This window comes from Paenibacillus sp. FSL R5-0473 (genome assembly GCF_038004565.1).
Lineage (GTDB): Bacteria > Bacillota > Bacilli > Paenibacillales > Paenibacillaceae > Paenibacillus > Paenibacillus amylolyticus.
The window spans coordinates 5,267,287-5,284,606 of sequence record NZ_JBBORL010000001.1 but is presented as its reverse complement, the minus strand read 5'-3'; the positions used below and the strand labels follow the sequence as shown (position 1 = coordinate 5,284,606).

Below are 17,320 nucleotides of genomic sequence, written 5' to 3'. Positions count from 1 at the left end.
AGCTGCTATGTTGGATGGTACTCTGTCCCAATGTACGCGAAACGAAGCAGGAATATGTCCATGCCCACGATGTCCCACTAGAAGAGGAGGAAGAGAATGCTCACAAGAGAAACGATGGAGCAACAGCAAGCCTGGTTCTATGTAGTTGCATTGTTCTTAGGAGCAGCGATAGGGCTGAGTAATCCGGTATGGGGGAATTTTTTACACTACACCGTGTCCCCGGTTCTTGCCGTTCTGTTATACAGCATGTTTGTACAGATTCCCTTTTTACAGTTAAAAGAGTCCTGGTCGAATCTTCGATTTATGGTGGCGCTACTGGTGGCTAATTTTATCGTAGTACCTGTAGTTGTATGGGTGCTCACACTTGTCTTTCCGCAATCGCCAGGCGTTCTGATCGGAGTCTATCTGGTACTGTTAACGCCCTGTATTGATTATGTCATCGTGTTCACGCAGCTGGGCAGGGGCAATGAGAAACTGATGCTCGCCGCAACACCTATTTTATTTGTTATACAAATGATACTGTTACCGTTTTATTTATGGCTATTGATGGGTACCGAGGTGGCGCAGATCATGCAGGTAGGGCCGTTTGTAGAGGCTTTTCTGTTCCTGATCGTTATTCCACTGCTGCTCGCTGTTGTTACACAAGTTTTCTCCAGAGGTAAGGTGAGCGGGGAGCGGGTCATGAATGGGACGGCATGGCTCCCGGTTCCGATGATGGCACTTGCGCTGATCGTGGTTGTCGCTTCCCAGATTGGCAAAGTCTACAATGATATGGCGATTATCGTGAACGTGATCCCGATCTACGTTTCTTTTCTGATCATTATGCCTTGGATATCTCGGATCATTGCTAAGGGGTTTCGATTGAATCCAGCCGCCGGGCGGGCGTTGATTTTCAGTTCAGCCACACGGAATTCGCTGGTTGTTCTGCCGCTAGCGCTGGCACTCCCACCAGAATGGGCAACCATTGCTGCGGCTGTTATTGTTACACAGACGATGGTGGAGCTTGCAGGGGAGATAGTCTACGTTCGACTTGTACCTGCGGTGATTTTGCGGGATCGGTGAGCGTACTAGGGTGTATATATGTTATGATCTAATATAATTAATAAAACCATTTTTGGTAAATAAAAGGGGGTTATGAGTATCCTTACTTACCGGAAGATCATGTTCTACCTGGATATTGCACTGGTACCATTCATCGTAGTCTTTTTTCCCATAGCAGCTCATACAACGGGAAATAAAGTTTATTATCTCTACTTGGGTATAGCTGTAGCTGCAATCTTTCGGATCGTATCCTATCTTAGAAAAGAAAGAGCCAACAAATCGTCATGATATAGGCTAATTTTCGTGTTCCAAAATAAACAGCAAAAAAGGACTCCGTTGGGGGTCCTTTTTGAGTTGAAGCTCCTACGTTCCAGCCTCCAATAATGTTTTACGATATTCCGCTGGCGTGATGCCTTCCATCTTTTTGAACACTTTGCTGAAATACTTTTCATCCTGGAATCCAACCATCTCCGAGATTTTGGCGACACGCAGGGAAGGATTTTGCAGTAACAGCTTGGCGTTGTTGATTCGCAGTTTGCCCAGATATTCCGACCAGTTCAGACCAAATTGCTGTTTGAATTTGCGTGAGATATACTCCCGGCTCAGATAGAAACGTGCGGCAATCTGCTGTAAGGACAGGTCCTCCTGATAATGGGCGTCCATATAACGTGCAATCTCACTCATGGGATCAGGATTGGCGTGGTGATGAGCGGTGAGCGCCTTACCGGCCGCAAGCAGTCGTTGTTCCAATGATGAACGAAGCAGGGGGAGGGATAACAATCCTTCAGCGTCCAAAGGTAACTCGGCAAAGGGAATAGACTGTTCCTCCGTCACTTCTTCCTCTTTGAATGACGAACCTGCCGTATCATCAAGCCAGCGGCTCAGCATCCATTCCAGCTCATCGATCCATTGCTGGATCTGCTCAGCACTGACAACCGCAAGATCAGTAATCGGGTCAAGCCACTCGGCGACCGCAGCAGATACACTGGAAGCCCGGCAACTCATGGCTGCCATACGCAGGGGTTCTTCATGGGCGGTTAAACGCCTGATTTTATTCCCATTTGATGATTCCACTGAGGCATGGATTCGCTGTTTAATTTGCACAGCATTACGTCGCCACAGCCTTGAACTTGCTTCCAGATAGGCCGCTGAGATTCCGCCAGGATAAGACTCGCAGGTGGAGATCCCAAAATGAAGCCGGCGCTGAATCGTCTGTTCCAATCCATGATTGACCTTGTCCAGAATATGTTCCAATGAAGTGGATGGACCCCAATGCAGCAGAACAACCTCGTCCGGTTGATCCAACTGACGAAACATTACGCCTTCGTCTGGTGTGGATAACATCTCGGCACAGATATTGAGCACCGAGAACACAAGCAGGTCCGGTTGACTGCGGTATTTTGCCAGACAATCTGCATCCAGATGGGACAGGCTGGTGACAGCGACACTACAGACAGGGATTAGACAGGGGAGATTTAACTCATCCTGCAATCGCTGCATGTGTGAAGGGCTGCTGCCTCTTCCGACGGCAAGTTCGGTGAGCAGACGATCCTGGTAGTGGGGGCGCATTCGATTAACAACAATGGATTGCCTGGTGGATTGTATCCGAATGGCGTCTTCCTCTACCCAAGCTGTAACGGCCTTTAATAGAGATGCATTCAGCTCATCTGCTTCCACAGGTTTCAGGAGGTAGTCCATGCCACCATGCCTGATTGCATGCCTCACAAGTTCAAAATCATCATATCCGCTGATAACCAGCACCTTGCTGTGTGGGGCATGAGCCGATATCCATTCAAGCAATGCCATACCGTCCTTGCCCGGCATCCGCATGTCACTGAGTATGATTTGAGGTTGATGTGCCGTGATGGCGGCGATGGCTTCATCCCCGTCTGCTGCTTCAAGTAATGTATCAATGCCAAACTCTTCCCAATGACCAAGCAACCTTATGGCATCGCGGACATGTTTTTCATCATCTACAAGCAGTGCCTTCATGTTGTTCACTCTCCCGCGTATAGTTTAACCGTGATCTTCACACCATTGGGTTCCCGATTGCTGATCTCAAGCCTGGCTGAGTGACCGGGATGTGAGTTCAATTGAAGTCGGCGTATTACATTTCGTAGACCGATGGATTCAGACTCGTCGGATTCTTGTGTGGATAACCCGGTTGTTGTATGACTTGGATGTAGCCATCCGCAGATCTCCAGTAATTTTTCTTCAGGTATGGAGGGACCGTTATTATTCAGTTCGATTTCAATCCAATGATCGTTGATCCGGCGGCTGGATAGGGATATGTGACCTTTGCCAGGCTGAATATCTGCTCCATGTTTGAAATAGTTTTCAATTAAAGGTTGTAACGTCATTCTTGGCATTTCGACAGATAGAGTATCTTCGGCAAAATCCAAATCCACCTCAAGGCGGTCACCAAACCGCTCCTGCTGTAGTTCCAGATATAATCGGGCATGCTCCGCCTCTTCGCGTAAGGTCACGCAGGTCTGATCCCGCATGCTGTAGCGCAGCATTTTGGACAGGCTAGAGAGTAGTATATACGCCCGTTGTCCCTGCTGTTGAAGGGCAAGTGTACCGATCGATTGCAGTGTGTTATATAGAAAATGCGGATGAATCTGCGCTTGCAACGCTTTGAGTTGATTCGTCTTATTGGCGATTTCGAGTCGATATTCCCGCAAAATAAGATTATTTACCGTATCCATCATATCCCGGAAATGACGAGCGAGCACCCCGAATTCATCTCGGCTGGATAGATGGATATCCACATGCAGACGCCCGGCTTGAATCTGGTTCATATACCGCATGAGTTGCTTGAGCGGACCGGTGATTCGGATGGAGATGAACAAGGTTGCAACAATGACCAATACAAGTGCTGCAATGGCAATCATCGCGTTATTCCACGTGAGTGTGGTCGCTCTGGCATATAACGTCTCATTTGGGATCTGTTTGACGATGGTCCAGTCAGCGTACGTGCTGCCAAGTTGCTGGTATACATACATGGAACGATCCTGTTCAAAATGTCCTGCGACATTCTGGGCTGTACCTGCGCTAGATCGTGCGATATTCAGTTCACTAGCCGTTTCCTCTTGTAGTGTATCCGTATGGTTGACCTCGGAACGGCCTTGGTAAATGATCTGATTTTGACCATCCACCACATAGATCTGTTCCTTAGCCGGATCATACAACCTGCCAGTTATCGCTGCAATGGTATTCATATTCAGATCAATGGCGAGTACACCCAGACGCTCGGTGGACGGAATATCCTTGATCACCCGATGCAGGGTAATGACTGTTCTTGCAGGGTCATCGGGGGAGGCGGCCTTGAATCCGTACGTGTGACTCATGTGGGCCGATTCCACCCAGATATCCGGGCTGTCACCGCCTGTTTTTCCATGAAGCGAGCCGGAATAGGCCTGTTTGCGTTCCTCCCGCTTTGGAAAGGGATTTGTAATTAAGGTGGATTGATTAGCGGCAAAAGAGTGCAAATACAGCTGGAATACATCCGGCACAGCGGCGCGTATTGTCTGCAAAGTGGTGTACACTTCGGCCACCGCACGATAATCACCAGGAATTTTTGCCAAGTTACGCAGAAAGTTCGGGTCGTTATACACAGCGAGCGACGCTCTGGCCACGTTATCCACATAGTTATTGAGATTGGTGGAAGCTTGATAGATCAGGCGTTTGTTCTCTTCCACAGCCTGTTCCCGTAGGGCTGTCTTGGTCTGGATAAACGTCATGCTGATCGACGCGAGCAGCGGAAGGGTGGTAGCAATGAGCATAAAGGCAATCAATTTGGTGCGTATACTGTAGTATTTGGACATCGGAACACCCCTTCTGGTTGCAGGTTAAGAGAGGACAATATTTTACCCCCAACTGTTCACAAGGGTCGGTGTTTCCCTCGGCGATAATGGGGTTTAATAGAAAAAGAGACCAATTTCATCCATCTATAGAAGGGGAGAACGATATGAAGCATCGCAAATCTTCACAGCTGTTACAGCAGCTTGTGTTCGTGGGTCCCTCCATCGTGTTTTTTATTCTCATCATCGTGGTCCCTTTCCTGCTTGGCATGGTGTATTCCTTCACGGATTGGAACGGGGTATCCGAGAACATTAATTGGGTAGGGTTTGATAACTTCGTGCATGTGTTTGCGAATGATCCCAAGTTCCAAACGGCGTTTTGGTTTACGGTGCGCTTCACCGTGGTTGGTGTGGTACTGACCAATGTGATTGGTTTTTTCCTGGCGTATTTTCTGACCAAACCGCTCAAGACGAGAAACATTCTGCGTACGATCTTTTTTATGCCTAACGTGATCGGTGGGTTGTTGCTCGGCTTTATCTGGCAGTTCATATTTGTGAAAGGGTTTTCAGCAGTAGGCGATGTAACCGGCTGGTCCTTCTTCAACCTTCCTTGGCTGGGAGACGAACCAACCGCCTTCTGGGGAATCGTGATTGTGTTTGTATGGCAGACCGCAGGATATCTGATGGTTATCTACATCTCATCTCTGACAAATGTATCCCCTGATCTGCTGGAAGCCGCCGAGATTGATGGCGCAAGTCGCTGGCAGGTACTGCGGAGCATCATTCTTCCGCTCATTATGCCAGGTGTAACGATCTGTCTGTTCCTGGCGATCTCCTGGTCATTCAAAATGTTCGATCTCAATCTGTCACTGACCAAAGGTGGACCGTTCGGATCGACAGAGTCGGTTGCACTTAATATTTACAATGAAGCCTTTGTGAATAACAGATATGGCATCGGAACCGCCAAAGCGCTCGTGTTCTTCCTAATCGTTGCCATCATCACCATGATTCAGGTACGTCTGACGAAGAGCAAGGAGGTAGAAGCCTAATGGAGACGACGAAAAATTACCGCTTCAGTACCATTGTAACCGAGATTGTCATGGTACTCCTTGGACTTTTATTCCTGGTTCCGTTTTACTTCCTGTTTGTGAATTCGGTCAAAACCTTCGGTGATCTACTCACCAATTCGGCTGCATGGCCGGAAGTATTTCAGTGGGGCAATTATGCTAACGCTTGGGAGAAAATTAACTTCCCGTCCGCGCTGATGAACTCGCTTATCGTTACTGTGGTCAGCAATCTGTTGCTTGTGCTGATCAGTTCCATGGCCGCGTACCGAATGGTCCGCAGCGATACCCGGTTCAACCGTATTTTGTTCGGCATGTTCATTGCCGCGATGGTGATTCCGTTCCAGTCTATCATGATTCCACTCGTTACTGTAACCAGTAATCTGGGATTGATCGACAGCCTTGGCGGCCTCATTATCTGTTATCTCGGTTTCGGGGCACCGATGTCTGTCTTCCTGTTCCACGGATTCGTAAAATCCGTCCCACTGGAGATTGAGGAAGCGGCTCGTGTGGATGGAAGCTCGGTCTACGGAGTGTTCTTCCGTATCGTATTTCCGCTCATGAAACCGATGTATGTAACCGTCATCATTCTGAACACACTCTGGATCTGGAATGATTATCTGCTTCCATCCCTGATCCTGCAAAGCTCCAACCTGCGTACGATCCCAATTGCGACCTTTGCACTCTTCGGTCAATATACGAAGCAATGGGATCTGGCTTTGCCGGCACTTGTGCTCGGTATTATGCCGATCATTATCTTCTTCCTGCTGATGCAGAAGTACATCATTCAGGGGATTACGGCTGGATCAGTTAAAGGGTGAGTGCGAGGGAAGGGTCGCTGTGGCGGAGTGCGAGTGCAGGTCGCCGCGGGATCAAGTTGCGCTTTCGGTCGCTGTTGCTCCTCGGTGGCCTGAATGTATTAGGGCAAGGAAGCCACCGAGTATCAAAGGCGAACGCTCCGCTCCTCCATCGCATCCTGATCCCTTTGCTCCCACCTCGCATGGAGGTGTGCAAAGGGAGTCATGCCCGCATAGCTTGGGCATGACTCCTGGGGAAAAGAGCAATAAAGAGAAAAGACCGATAAAGAGAAAAGACCAAGAAAGACGCTTGTAGAGCCAGGAACTTTTTGTACAGAGTGATGGTATGCTCCTTTTTCAAAGCGCTAACGAATCCAGCGCATCTTAATAGGTGGATAATCAAGGAATACAAATTGTAACGAATCTCTGAAACGTTATTCGGTTACAAAACAGCGTCAGAGGCTTAAAATTCGACCAAATCGACGAAATAACGTCGCTGTGATTCGTTATAATGGGAACCTGTGCAAATAGGTGCGAATAACGTGCGCTCGGTTCGTTAGAATGAAAACACGCTTCAAGGGAAGGTTATTCTGTCATCGGAGTGCCAGTGTAAATATTCATTAGTGGAACTGTTATACTGAAACTACTATAGGGAGAGTGTATGTATGAAAAGAATGACCAAGTTGACGTTGCTTATGCTGATTGCTTTTTCGGTAATGCTCGCGGGTTGTGGCAATGGAGACAAGAGTGGCAGTCCGGTCAACACGGATGCTCAAGGTGGTGGCGAGGCTGCTGCTGGAGATAAAACCATTAAAATCTTCCAATTCAAAGTCGAAATTGCAGAAGCGCTCAATCGTCTCAAAGCGGAATATGAATCCTCCCATCCAGGCGTCAAACTGGACATTCAGACTGTAGGTGGCGGCAGTGACTACGGTGCTGCATTAAAAGCCAAGTTTGCCGCTGGCGAACAACCGGACATTTTCAACGTAGGTGGTTATCGTGAGCTGGATACATGGCTTGAATATCTGGAAGATCTGTCTGGAGAATCATGGGCCAAGGATGCACTCGAAGTAGCCAAAGAGCCAATGACCAAAGACGGTAAGCTCTACGGACAGCCGCTCGCGCTGGAGGGTTATGGTTTCATTTATAACAAAGACCTCTTCCAAAAAGCAGGTATTACTGAAATTCCAACGACACTGGAACAATTGGATCAAGCTGCACAGAAACTTCAAGCCGCGGGCATTACGCCTTTCTCGAACGGATATCAGGAGTGGTGGGTGCTGGGCAATCATAACGTAAACGTCGCATTTGCAAATCAGGCAGATCCGGTGAAATTCATCCAGGGACTCAACGAAAGTACGGAGAAAATTCCTGGCAACCAAGTGTTCGCCGACTGGATCAACTTGCTCGACTTAACGCTGAAATACAGCAACAAAAACCCGCTGACAACCGACTACAATACGCAAGTTACGTTGTTTGCGAGTGGAGAAGCGGCGATGATGCAACAAGGGAACTGGACTCAAGTACAGATCGATGGAATCGATCCGGATCTGAATCTGGGTATCCTGCCAATGCCAATTAACAATGAACCTAATGACAAATTATTTGTCGGTGTACCGAACTATTGGGTTGTGAACAAGAACTCTCAAGTGAAACCGGAAGCAAAAGAGTTTTTGGAGTGGCTCGTAACTTCGGATATCGGGAAACAATACATGACGAAAGAATTCAAATTCATTCCGGCGTTCAGTTCCATCACGGCATCCGAAGAGGATCTGGGTGACCTCGCCACAGAGATCATGAAGTATAGCCAGGAAAATAAAACACTCAGCTGGAACTTCAACCGTTTCCCTGAAGGGGTTCCACAAGAGTATGGCAGCACAATTCAGGCTTACGTTGCAGGCAAATCGGATAAAGCCGGATTGCTCGACGCATTGCAACAGAACTGGGATAGTCTGAAAAAATAATCCAGATCATGGACGGTATACTATCTGGTCATATTGATTAAAAAGGATGATCCGACCGAAGCTTCAATTTAGGGTGGTTCTCCACATTAACTAGTATCCACAGGTTACCAAAGAAAAAGTTAGTCTATCGAATATATAAGTCAATTGGAAACAGGTTTGCCAGAAATCTTATTCTGGCAAACCTGTTTTTGTTTTCCGAGGAGCCAATAGCGCTCTCTGAAAAGTTCAAAGTCAGCTATATTCCTGAAATGTGGATAACCCAAAAGCAGTTTAACGATCTAATGACATATTTAACACAGAGTTAATACTATATGTGGATATCCTGTGTGTATAACACTCTAAATGTGGACAAGTATGGAGTAGTTGGAGTGGGAGATCCTCTTTTGTTAACAGAAATACTTGTTTTCATCTTACTAGTACTGTATAGTTCTAAATATGACAAATCAAAAAATGAACACGGGACCCGCCAAATCCAAGAGTACCAATCCGGTGAACCGGACCAAGGCAGTTGAAGTGGCGGCACAATTATTTCTGCGTCAGGGGTACAGCTACGTTAGCATGGATGAAGTCGTGCGAGTGAGTGGGGTATCCAAGTCAAATATTTATTATCATTTTAAAAACAAGGAGGAACTGCTCCAGGCCGTGGTTCAATACTGGATTGCCCAGTATGAGTCGGAGCTGTATCTGCTGCTCAGTCAGCGTGAGCGAGGAGTGGAGGAGCGTATCTACTCGTTTATGGCATTACTGTCGGCAGGTATTGAGGGTCGAAATTACGAAGGGAGCTGTCCTTTTGTTACGTTATATATGCAGACACCGGACAGTGCACCCCAAGTGAAGGAAAGCATATCCAGATTCTTTCGTGAGCTTAGACCTATGGTGGAGAAGTTGTTTCAGCAAGGTTTGGATCGCGGTGAATTTCGCAAAGAGATCGAACCGGGACCGGCTGCGTTGTTGTTTATTGCAGCACTGGAGGGTTCACTAATCCTAGCAGGAACTGCCCGTGATGTTGGGATTATAGAACAATCGGCACGTACGTTTTGTCAGATGCTTCGTTAATCGAAGCTCTTTTTTTGAATGTAACTAGTACTATATAGTACTAAAAGGAGCCGTAACACAATGATTGTACATACTAACCGTGTATCCAATGAAGAAAACACAGCAGCACATTCAACAAACATGAATCAGCTAATGAGTAAGTCTGATATGGAAAGTAACACCATTTTTATGACAGGAAGCACAGGTTTTATCGGCAAAGAAACGGTCAAACAACTCACGCAGGGAGACGCACAATTGCTCTTGCTGGTTCGTTCGGAACAGCGAGCCAGAACTGTGCTGAAGGCTTATGGAGTGAAGGATTTCGACCGGATTACCTTTATTAAAGGTGATTTGTCCATTTCGGGTCTTGGCCTTACTGCACCAGATCGGGAGCGTGCTCTTGAAGCGAATGTGATCATGCATGCGGGAGGAACGATGGACGTCACTTTGGGACGAACAGTAGCCGAGCAGATATTTATGAACGGGGCCAGAGAAGTGGCGCAGCTTGCACAGGAAATCCACCGTACTCATGGATTGAGACACTTTATCCACGTTGTTGGTTATATGAGTCCTTATGGAGAGCGAAATGAACAGGGGAATTATCTACAGGTTGAGCATGTGGATAACAATGAAAGTGCATATGAAGAGATGAAGTTTCATGCCGATCTGCTTATTCGCGAGCATGCAGAACAGCATCACTATCCCTTATCCGTTGTAAATCCGAGCACAGTGGTTGGACCACGTCCCACCGGTGAAACCGAGCAAACGGGTGGGATTGGGCTGCTCATTCAGGCGATTCAGAAAGGACTTATGCCGGTAGTGCCGGGAGGTTCATCCTATTGGTTACCGCTTGTGGAGAATGACATTGTTGCACAGACGCTTGTTTTTCTATCCAGGGAAGCTGCTCCAGTCGGAGGAACTTATCCACTGTTGGCGCGGAAGGAAGACAGTCCCAATATGAAGGAACTGCTGCAACTCTTGGCGCAGCAATTGGACGTACCCAAGCCCAAAGGGGCTGTGCCACTACCATGGATTCAATGGATCATGAAGTTAGGTGGTTCACGCATCAGTGGTGTTCCAGCGGAGTCGGTTGCTTTTATTACCAACAGGTCATTCCCGGTTGAAGAGACGGAGGCTCTGTTCACACGTATGGGGCAATCCTGGCCGGACATCCGGGAACAGCTTCCGCTGGTTACAGCCGATCTAGACTATCGTTTTCGGTATACGCCGTTACCTGAGGATTTTCCGACAGATTATATTCGGTCTCGAAGTGGAAATATGGCTATGCTTGGTTGGGAGGGTGAGGGAGAGCCTTGGATTATTGTACATGGTTTGCTTCAATCTGCGGATGAGATGTTACCGTTAGGAAAACAGCTTAGGGACCGGACGGGGAACCCGGTATGGTTAATCGATCTCGCTGGATTCGGACGGTCCCCGGTGCATCAGGGGGATGAAGCGTTTGAAGGTCAGGTGGATGCACTGCTTACGGCTCTTGGTGAGTTTGAAGGTCCGGTGAAGCTGGTGGGGCATTCGATAGGGGCTGCTATTGCAGCTGAGGCACAGATGCGTAGCGGGCGGACAAACATTCGGTTAGGTTTGCTTCAGCCAGTTGCCAACAATTCGAATCCGAATGTGCTAAGATGGGTCTCCCGTTTGCCAAGAGGGGTGATGCGCTCCCTGCTGCGTGGCAGATCGGAGAAAAGTTGGAATCAAATGTTCAGTTCACATAGCGGCGTAGGCGACAGCAGTGTTATGGCCCATACCATGGGCAAGAGAATACGTTCCAGTCTCCAATCCCCTCGAATTGCGGGAGCGAATGCGGAATTGTTGCGGTGGATCCACTCGGGTCAGAGGAAAGGCGCCAGATCAACGTTGTGGGCGAAAATGGAAAGTCAGCATTATGCCAAGAATTCATTAGTTGTATGGGCCAATCAAGATCGGGAATATCACTATCCCCAGGATATGAACTCACAGGTCAAACGAATAGATGTACCCTATGGACATTACTTTCCGACGACTCAGTATAAGGAAACAGCTGCAATCCTCGCCGAATGGGCCGATACCTTGAGGTGAGTTCAGGTTTGGACATGCAGGAATCCCGTGCCAATTGTCGAAAGGGTCAAGTCGACTCTTGAGAGCTGAACCAAAGACAGGAGAGATGAATGTATGAGCAAGCAACGTGTGGAAATCAGTAAAAATGTGCTAACGGAATGTCTCGGACTGCGCAGCGGAGAGAATCTGGTAGTTGTCGCAGACGATATGAAACGGGATCTGGCTGAATCCATCTATGAGGCAGGCAAAGCACTTGGTGCAGAATCAGTCCTGTTAATCATGGAGGAACGTAGCAGATCCGGCGAAGAGCCACCTGCGCCAATTGCAGAGGCCATGATTCGAGCAGATGTAGCCGTGTGTGTAACAAAATATTCAGTAACACATACCCAAGCACGCAAAAAAGCCGCTGCTTCAGGGACCCGAGTGGCAACCATGCCTGGCATGACAGAGGATATGTTTATGAACGGAGCCATTACAGCTGAATATTCGCAAGTAAAGGCGTTGACCGAGAAGGTAACGGCTCTATTAACCGCAGGTCGCCATGTGCGAATAGAGAAGCAGGGCCATAGTCTTTCCTTTTCCATTGAAGATCGTAACGGTGTACCAAGCACAGGTATGTATTTGAACCCTGGTGAATCGGGCAACTTGCCGTCAGGAGAAGCTTATATTGCTCCCGTTGAGGGCAAGGGCGAGGGCAGTATTGTTGTAGATGGTTCCGTTGCTGGAATTGGGGCACTCCGTGAACCGATGCTATTGACCGTTAGTGAAGGACGGTTGGTGTCAGCTGAAGGACCTGATGGGGCTCAATTACTGGAAACGCTGGGTGAGGGGGATGGTCGTTTTCTCGGCGAATTCGGGATCGGTACCAATAACAAGGCACGAATCACGGGTGTGGTGCTGGAAGATGAGAAGGTGTACGGCACAATTCATGTGGCCTTTGGCAGCAATAACACATTTGGTGGAACGATTGCCGCAGGTGTTCATATTGATGCAGTTGTACAAAAGCCGGACGTGTACATCGATGACAGGCTGATCATGCGTCAGGGTGAATTGGTCGAATAACTACAGCGAAGGAAATTGGGCATGTCCACAACGTGTCCACAGTAATGGATAACTGAAGCGGAAATTCGGATTTTACGTCAGATTTACAAACAAATACACAACATGTCCACATTAAATTAATGAATATCCACATGAAACGCCAAAGATATCCACAGCATGTGTGCAATATGTGCACAACTTATCCACAAATCAGGTATAACTCGTATTTTCATGCGATAAAACAGTCGTTTTGGAGTAATTAAACAAGTTATCCACAGTAATAACGCTTTTTTGTTCCAAGTATTTGAAAACATAGAAACAGATCCATAATATATGGGGATAAAAAAGACCGAAAATCGGCATAAAGCTGATCTTTGGTCTTTTTTTTGAATATAATTTTTCAATCCGATGTCAGGTTACTTACGCTCAATATTAAAACGACTGATTTCCACCACCCTCCACAACAGGGCAAATGAGCAGAGCGGAGACAGCAACCGTAATGCAACGTCTGTTGAAGTTGGCAAAATTGATCTGAAGCCTAAACATTTGGTCAAAAATAACCGATACACCAAAGTAACATCTAGTGGGACGAAAGTAGTCTGATTATACGGAATGAGAGGATATGGGGATAACTATGGACGAGGGAATGCAATATATTAATTTTTCGGTAGGAGACCAGATCTTTGCACTACGAATTGATGAAGTTCATGAGATCATCAGAATGGTACAGGTGACAACAGTTCCATTTGGAAGCCCGGAGATCCGAGGTTTTGCTTCGCTGTACGGTAAGGTCGTTTCGGTGGTGAGTCTTCGTGTATTGTTAGGCATGCCAGACCAGGAGGATACCTCTTCTACACGTATTATTGTGGTGCCTTACAAAGGTGGATTTGTACCGCTGATCGTAGATATGGTCGATTCTGTCGTAAGTTACGATCGTTTCGAGGAACCAGCTGAGGAACACCGTCGTTTCATGCTTGGCGTTTTTGACAAAATCGGGTTCTGTGAAGATCATCGTGCAGGTATTTTGAACCTCGATGTATTACTGGGCAGCTTGATCAGATCATAGGAGTATAACAATCCGTAATTCTTTCAATATTCAGTATTATCCTTCGGTTTACCCAAATGTTCCTCATCCGCTTTTCGGGAGAAGGGACATTTTTTTGTGCCGCTAAGGCGTTTTCAGACACGCCCTAACCATCGAAATAACCACTTTTTATGGGCAAAGGTTTTTAAATCCGGTCATTTTCGTATATGATGGAGAGTAACAATGCGAAGGGATGACGGGAGACTTTAATGATGCAATCGCTGTATGGAGTATGGCTTGGTGACGTATTTTTTTGTTTTTCCGGTGAAACATCGGAACCACGTGTGGATGCATGGAGCCACGTGGTAAGAAGGTTGAATTTTGGCGACGGGGGTCGTCTGTTTCAGCCTGCCGCTCTGCGTCTTGCGGAGCTGCGCTGGCCGAATCCGCTGAGGAACACGGCTGAAGCGAAGAACACGAAGCGGCGTCAACTGCTGGGACGCACATTGGAAGGATTGGCAGTCTCGCCAAAGGATGCCTTCAGGTTGCTGCTGCAATGGGATGACCGTTTGTTAAATACAGCCGGAATTCAGGTTGGAGAAGAGATGCGTTACTGGATCAAGGCGGCGCAGTTCACACAGGAGCTGCTGTTGCGGGGAGCAATTGCTCCATCGGCTGAATTCGCAGCAAAGACCGGAGCACGGCGACGGACCGGACAAGAGACATTAACAGGCGTATGGCGACCACGCTTGCAGCAGGAGGAGGACATCGAACGCTTCCGCGATCTTGCTGAAGCGATGCCTCCGATTGGATTGGCTGCTCCTGGAGCTTATGCTTCATTGGAACCGGAAACGCGTGAAGAAGCAGGGGCTGCGGTATTATTTTCATTCATGAGTGGCATGATTCATGCTGTAGTGACAAGTGAACTGGAGGGCATGGACAGTGAACTGTCCCGTTACCGCACCCCATATCGACGCGGATCTTCGCCAGTAGCCGAACTCTGGTGGAACAGTCTGATCTCGATGTTCCGTCCTGTGACGGTGCAAGGGCCGACGGACGATATGACAGCGTTTATTCATACGTTGCAAGAAGTTGGTGGAACGTCAATGCCAATCGTGGGAGCAGAAGAGATGGCACCTGCTGAAGGCCAATTGAAGCTGGTGCTCCGCTTGGAGCCACCGCTGGGCGAACATGAAACGATCTGGGGAATCAGCTTTTGGGCGGACAGTGAGCAGGAACCAAGCTTGAGGTTGCCTGCACGGACGATCTGGGCACATCCAGAGCGAGATCTGGACCGGGGGAAGGTGTTATATACCTCGGCGGCAGAGCAATTATTGATGGCACTCGGGCAAGCGGCAGAAATGGCACCTGAACTGGAGACGGCGCTGCTTACCGCTCGTCCGGAGGAAATTAAGCTGGAGCAGCAGGGTTTCTTTGAGTTTCTCACACATGCGGTTCCACGTTTGCAGAAGGCTGGGATAACCGTTCTCATGCCTTCAAGGTGGAGTCGTGCCGGGAAACGTCGTGCGGGACTGCGTCTGCAGATGTTGAATCGGGGAACAGAACGGTTGCCTGGAGCCACATCGGCACTTGGCATGGAACAATTGGTTGCTTTCAAAGCGGAGCCTATGCTGGATGGGAAACCGGTAACGGCGGAGGAACTGGCAGCACTGGCTGAATCCACAGTTCCGTATGTTATGTTCCGTGGCGAATGGATTGAAGTGGATACAAAAGAGATTCGCCAAGTCCTGCGTTATATGAAAAAAGAAGAAGAACAATATATGCCACTCTCCGAATGGCTGCATCTGGCAGCGGATGAAGGGGAGGATTCCGCATGGAAGGGCCTCTCCGTCTTTGGTGCCGAATCTGATGGGATGCTTGCTTTCCTGCTCGATGGACAGGTGCTTCGCAGCATTGAGCCTCGTCAGGTTCCGGCAGAATTGCATGGTGAACTCAGACCTTATCAGGAACGAGGTTACCAATGGTTATCCGCGATGCGTGAGCTGGGCTTTGGCGTATGTCTCGCGGACGATATGGGACTTGGGAAGACGATTCAGGTAATTACCTGTCTGCTGGATCGCAAACACGAGGAACGCCAGGCAGCTGAAGAGGAAGCCCGTGAGAATGAGCTGCTGAATGGATCAGATGATGCATTCCCGGCGTATCAGCACACGAATGAGCGGCCTGTTCATCTGCCTGCACTTATTGTGTGTCCTACCTCGCTGCTTGGAAACTGGCAGCGTGAGCTGAAGCGGTTTGCCCCGGATCTGTCGCTATATATTCATCATGGCGGACAACGGCTGCACGGGAACGAATTCCAGGCAGAAGCGCAGACGCATGACATTGTACTGACGACCTATCATCTGGCAGGCAGAGATGGCCCGGATCTGGCTTCGTTGCACTGGTCCACCATTGTGCTGGATGAGGCACAATATATTAAGAACTACCGTACCAAGCAAGCACAAAGCGTGATGCGTCTGTCTACACTTCATCGTATTGCGATGACAGGAACGCCTGTAGAGAACCGACTGAGCGAACTCTGGTCCATTTTTCAGTTCCTCAATCCGGGGTATCTGGGCACCGCTTCATCGTTCCGTCAGCGTTATACGGGACTGGGACCATCTGAAGAAAATGCCGCATCCTTGCGTGAGCTTCATCGTTTGGTATCTCCATTCATGCTGCGCAGGCTGAAAAGTGATCCGGATATTCGCAAGGATCTGCCAGAGAAGCTTGAACTGAAATCCTATTGTTCTCTGACCCCGGAGCAGACGGTGTTGTATCAACGTGTGGTGGACGATCTGATGGGTGGTCTGGATGGCAGAAATGGCATCGCCCGTAAGGGAATTGTTCTGTCCTCTCTGACCAAGCTCAAGCAGATCTGTGATCATCCGGTGCTGGCGGACAGCACTCGGAAAGACCATGGCAAGGCTGAGGCATCTGGTAAGATGGAGCGTTTGCTTGAACTGCTGGACGCCATCCGTGATAACGGGGAATCTGCCTTGATTTTCACGCAGTATGTTGCTATGGGAGATCTGCTGGTATCGAGGTTGAAACAGCGATATGAGGAAGAACCTTATTTCCTGCATGGTGGTGTGTCGAAGGCGCAAAGAGATGATATGGTGGAGACTTTCCAAAAAGGAGAGGGGCCGTCCATGTTTGTTCTATCTCTTCGTGCCGGAGGTGTAGGTCTGAATCTGACACGGGCGAGTCATGTTGTTCACTATGATCGGTGGTGGAATCCCGCGGTTGAGAACCAGGCGACGGACCGTGTATTCCGAATCGGGCAGAATCGCAATGTGCAGGTTCACAAGTTGATCTGTCAGGGAACACTGGAGGAACGGATTGATGAGCTGATCGAAAGTAAGAAGGCACTCTCCGAGCAGGTCGTTGGTTCGGGTGAGAATTGGCTGACTGAGATGTCGGATGATGAACTGCGTGGCCTGATTTCTCTTCAGGGTGAGACGTGGCTGTGACCTTGAACATTCAGGGGAATATAGAT

The 17,320-nt window shown here is 48.4% G+C and carries 12 protein-coding genes; 10 read left to right on the top strand and 2 right to left on the bottom strand.

Annotated elements, in window-relative coordinates:
- Positions 1 to 96 precede the first annotated feature (96 nt).
- Positions 97 to 1,062, top strand: coding sequence for an arsenic resistance protein (locus MKY28_RS23140; RefSeq protein ID WP_340937121.1), 966 nt, complete (start codon positions 97 to 99; stop codon positions 1,060 to 1,062).
- Positions 1,063 to 1,134: 72 nt separating this feature from the next.
- Entirely contained in the window at positions 1,135 to 1,329 is a 195-nt protein-coding gene (locus MKY28_RS23135) for a hypothetical protein (protein WP_036672096.1), read from the top strand.
- Between the two features lie 75 nt (positions 1,330 to 1,404).
- On the opposite strand, the gene MKY28_RS23130 is transcribed toward MKY28_RS23135, so the two are convergent.
- On the bottom strand, positions 1,405 to 3,033 hold the full coding sequence (locus MKY28_RS23130) for a response regulator (RefSeq protein WP_340937119.1): 1,629 nt from the start codon (positions 3,031 to 3,033) through the stop codon (positions 1,405 to 1,407).
- 5 nt (positions 3,034 to 3,038) lie between these two features.
- Positions 3,039 to 4,868: a sensor histidine kinase gene (locus tag MKY28_RS23125; protein WP_340937118.1), complete on the bottom strand. Its 1,830-nt coding sequence runs from the start codon at positions 4,866 to 4,868 to the stop codon at positions 3,039 to 3,041.
- A gap of 143 nt (positions 4,869 to 5,011) precedes the next feature.
- Between MKY28_RS23125 and MKY28_RS23120 the strand changes: the two genes are divergently transcribed.
- The 8 genes from MKY28_RS23120 to MKY28_RS23085 all read left to right on the top strand — a co-directional run bounded on the left by MKY28_RS23120 (position 5,012) and on the right by MKY28_RS23085 (position 17,294).
- A complete protein-coding gene (locus MKY28_RS23120; RefSeq protein ID WP_340937117.1) occupies positions 5,012 to 5,893 on the top strand; it encodes a carbohydrate ABC transporter permease in 882 nt (293 codons plus the stop codon).
- Positions 5,893 to 6,729, top strand: a complete 837-nt coding sequence (locus MKY28_RS23115) for a carbohydrate ABC transporter permease (RefSeq protein ID WP_036607337.1) — start codon at positions 5,893 to 5,895, stop codon at positions 6,727 to 6,729. Before MKY28_RS23120 ends, MKY28_RS23115 begins: the two co-directional genes overlap by 1 nt.
- A gap of 641 nt (positions 6,730 to 7,370) precedes the next feature.
- The gene (locus MKY28_RS23110; protein ID WP_036607334.1) at positions 7,371 to 8,669 is read left to right on the top strand and encodes an ABC transporter substrate-binding protein; all 1,299 of its coding nucleotides are present in this window, start codon (positions 7,371 to 7,373) and stop codon (positions 8,667 to 8,669) included.
- Between the two features lie 489 nt (positions 8,670 to 9,158).
- Complete coding sequence (locus tag MKY28_RS23105; protein WP_036607516.1) at positions 9,159 to 9,725, top strand: TetR/AcrR family transcriptional regulator; 567 nt, start codon at positions 9,159 to 9,161, stop codon at positions 9,723 to 9,725.
- Between the two features lie 60 nt (positions 9,726 to 9,785).
- Entirely contained in the window at positions 9,786 to 11,777 is a 1,992-nt protein-coding gene (locus MKY28_RS23100; protein ID WP_340019111.1) for an alpha/beta fold hydrolase, read from the top strand.
- 93 nt (positions 11,778 to 11,870) lie between these two features.
- On the top strand, positions 11,871 to 12,818 hold the full coding sequence (locus MKY28_RS23095) for an aminopeptidase (protein WP_340937116.1): 948 nt from the start codon (positions 11,871 to 11,873) through the stop codon (positions 12,816 to 12,818).
- Between the two features lie 625 nt (positions 12,819 to 13,443).
- The gene (locus MKY28_RS23090; RefSeq protein WP_164783412.1) at positions 13,444 to 13,863 is read left to right on the top strand and encodes a chemotaxis protein CheW; all 420 of its coding nucleotides are present in this window, start codon (positions 13,444 to 13,446) and stop codon (positions 13,861 to 13,863) included.
- 227 nt (positions 13,864 to 14,090) lie between these two features.
- The gene (locus tag MKY28_RS23085) at positions 14,091 to 17,294 is read left to right on the top strand and encodes a DEAD/DEAH box helicase (protein WP_340937115.1); all 3,204 of its coding nucleotides are present in this window, start codon (positions 14,091 to 14,093) and stop codon (positions 17,292 to 17,294) included.
- Positions 17,295 to 17,320: the final 26 nt, after the last annotated feature.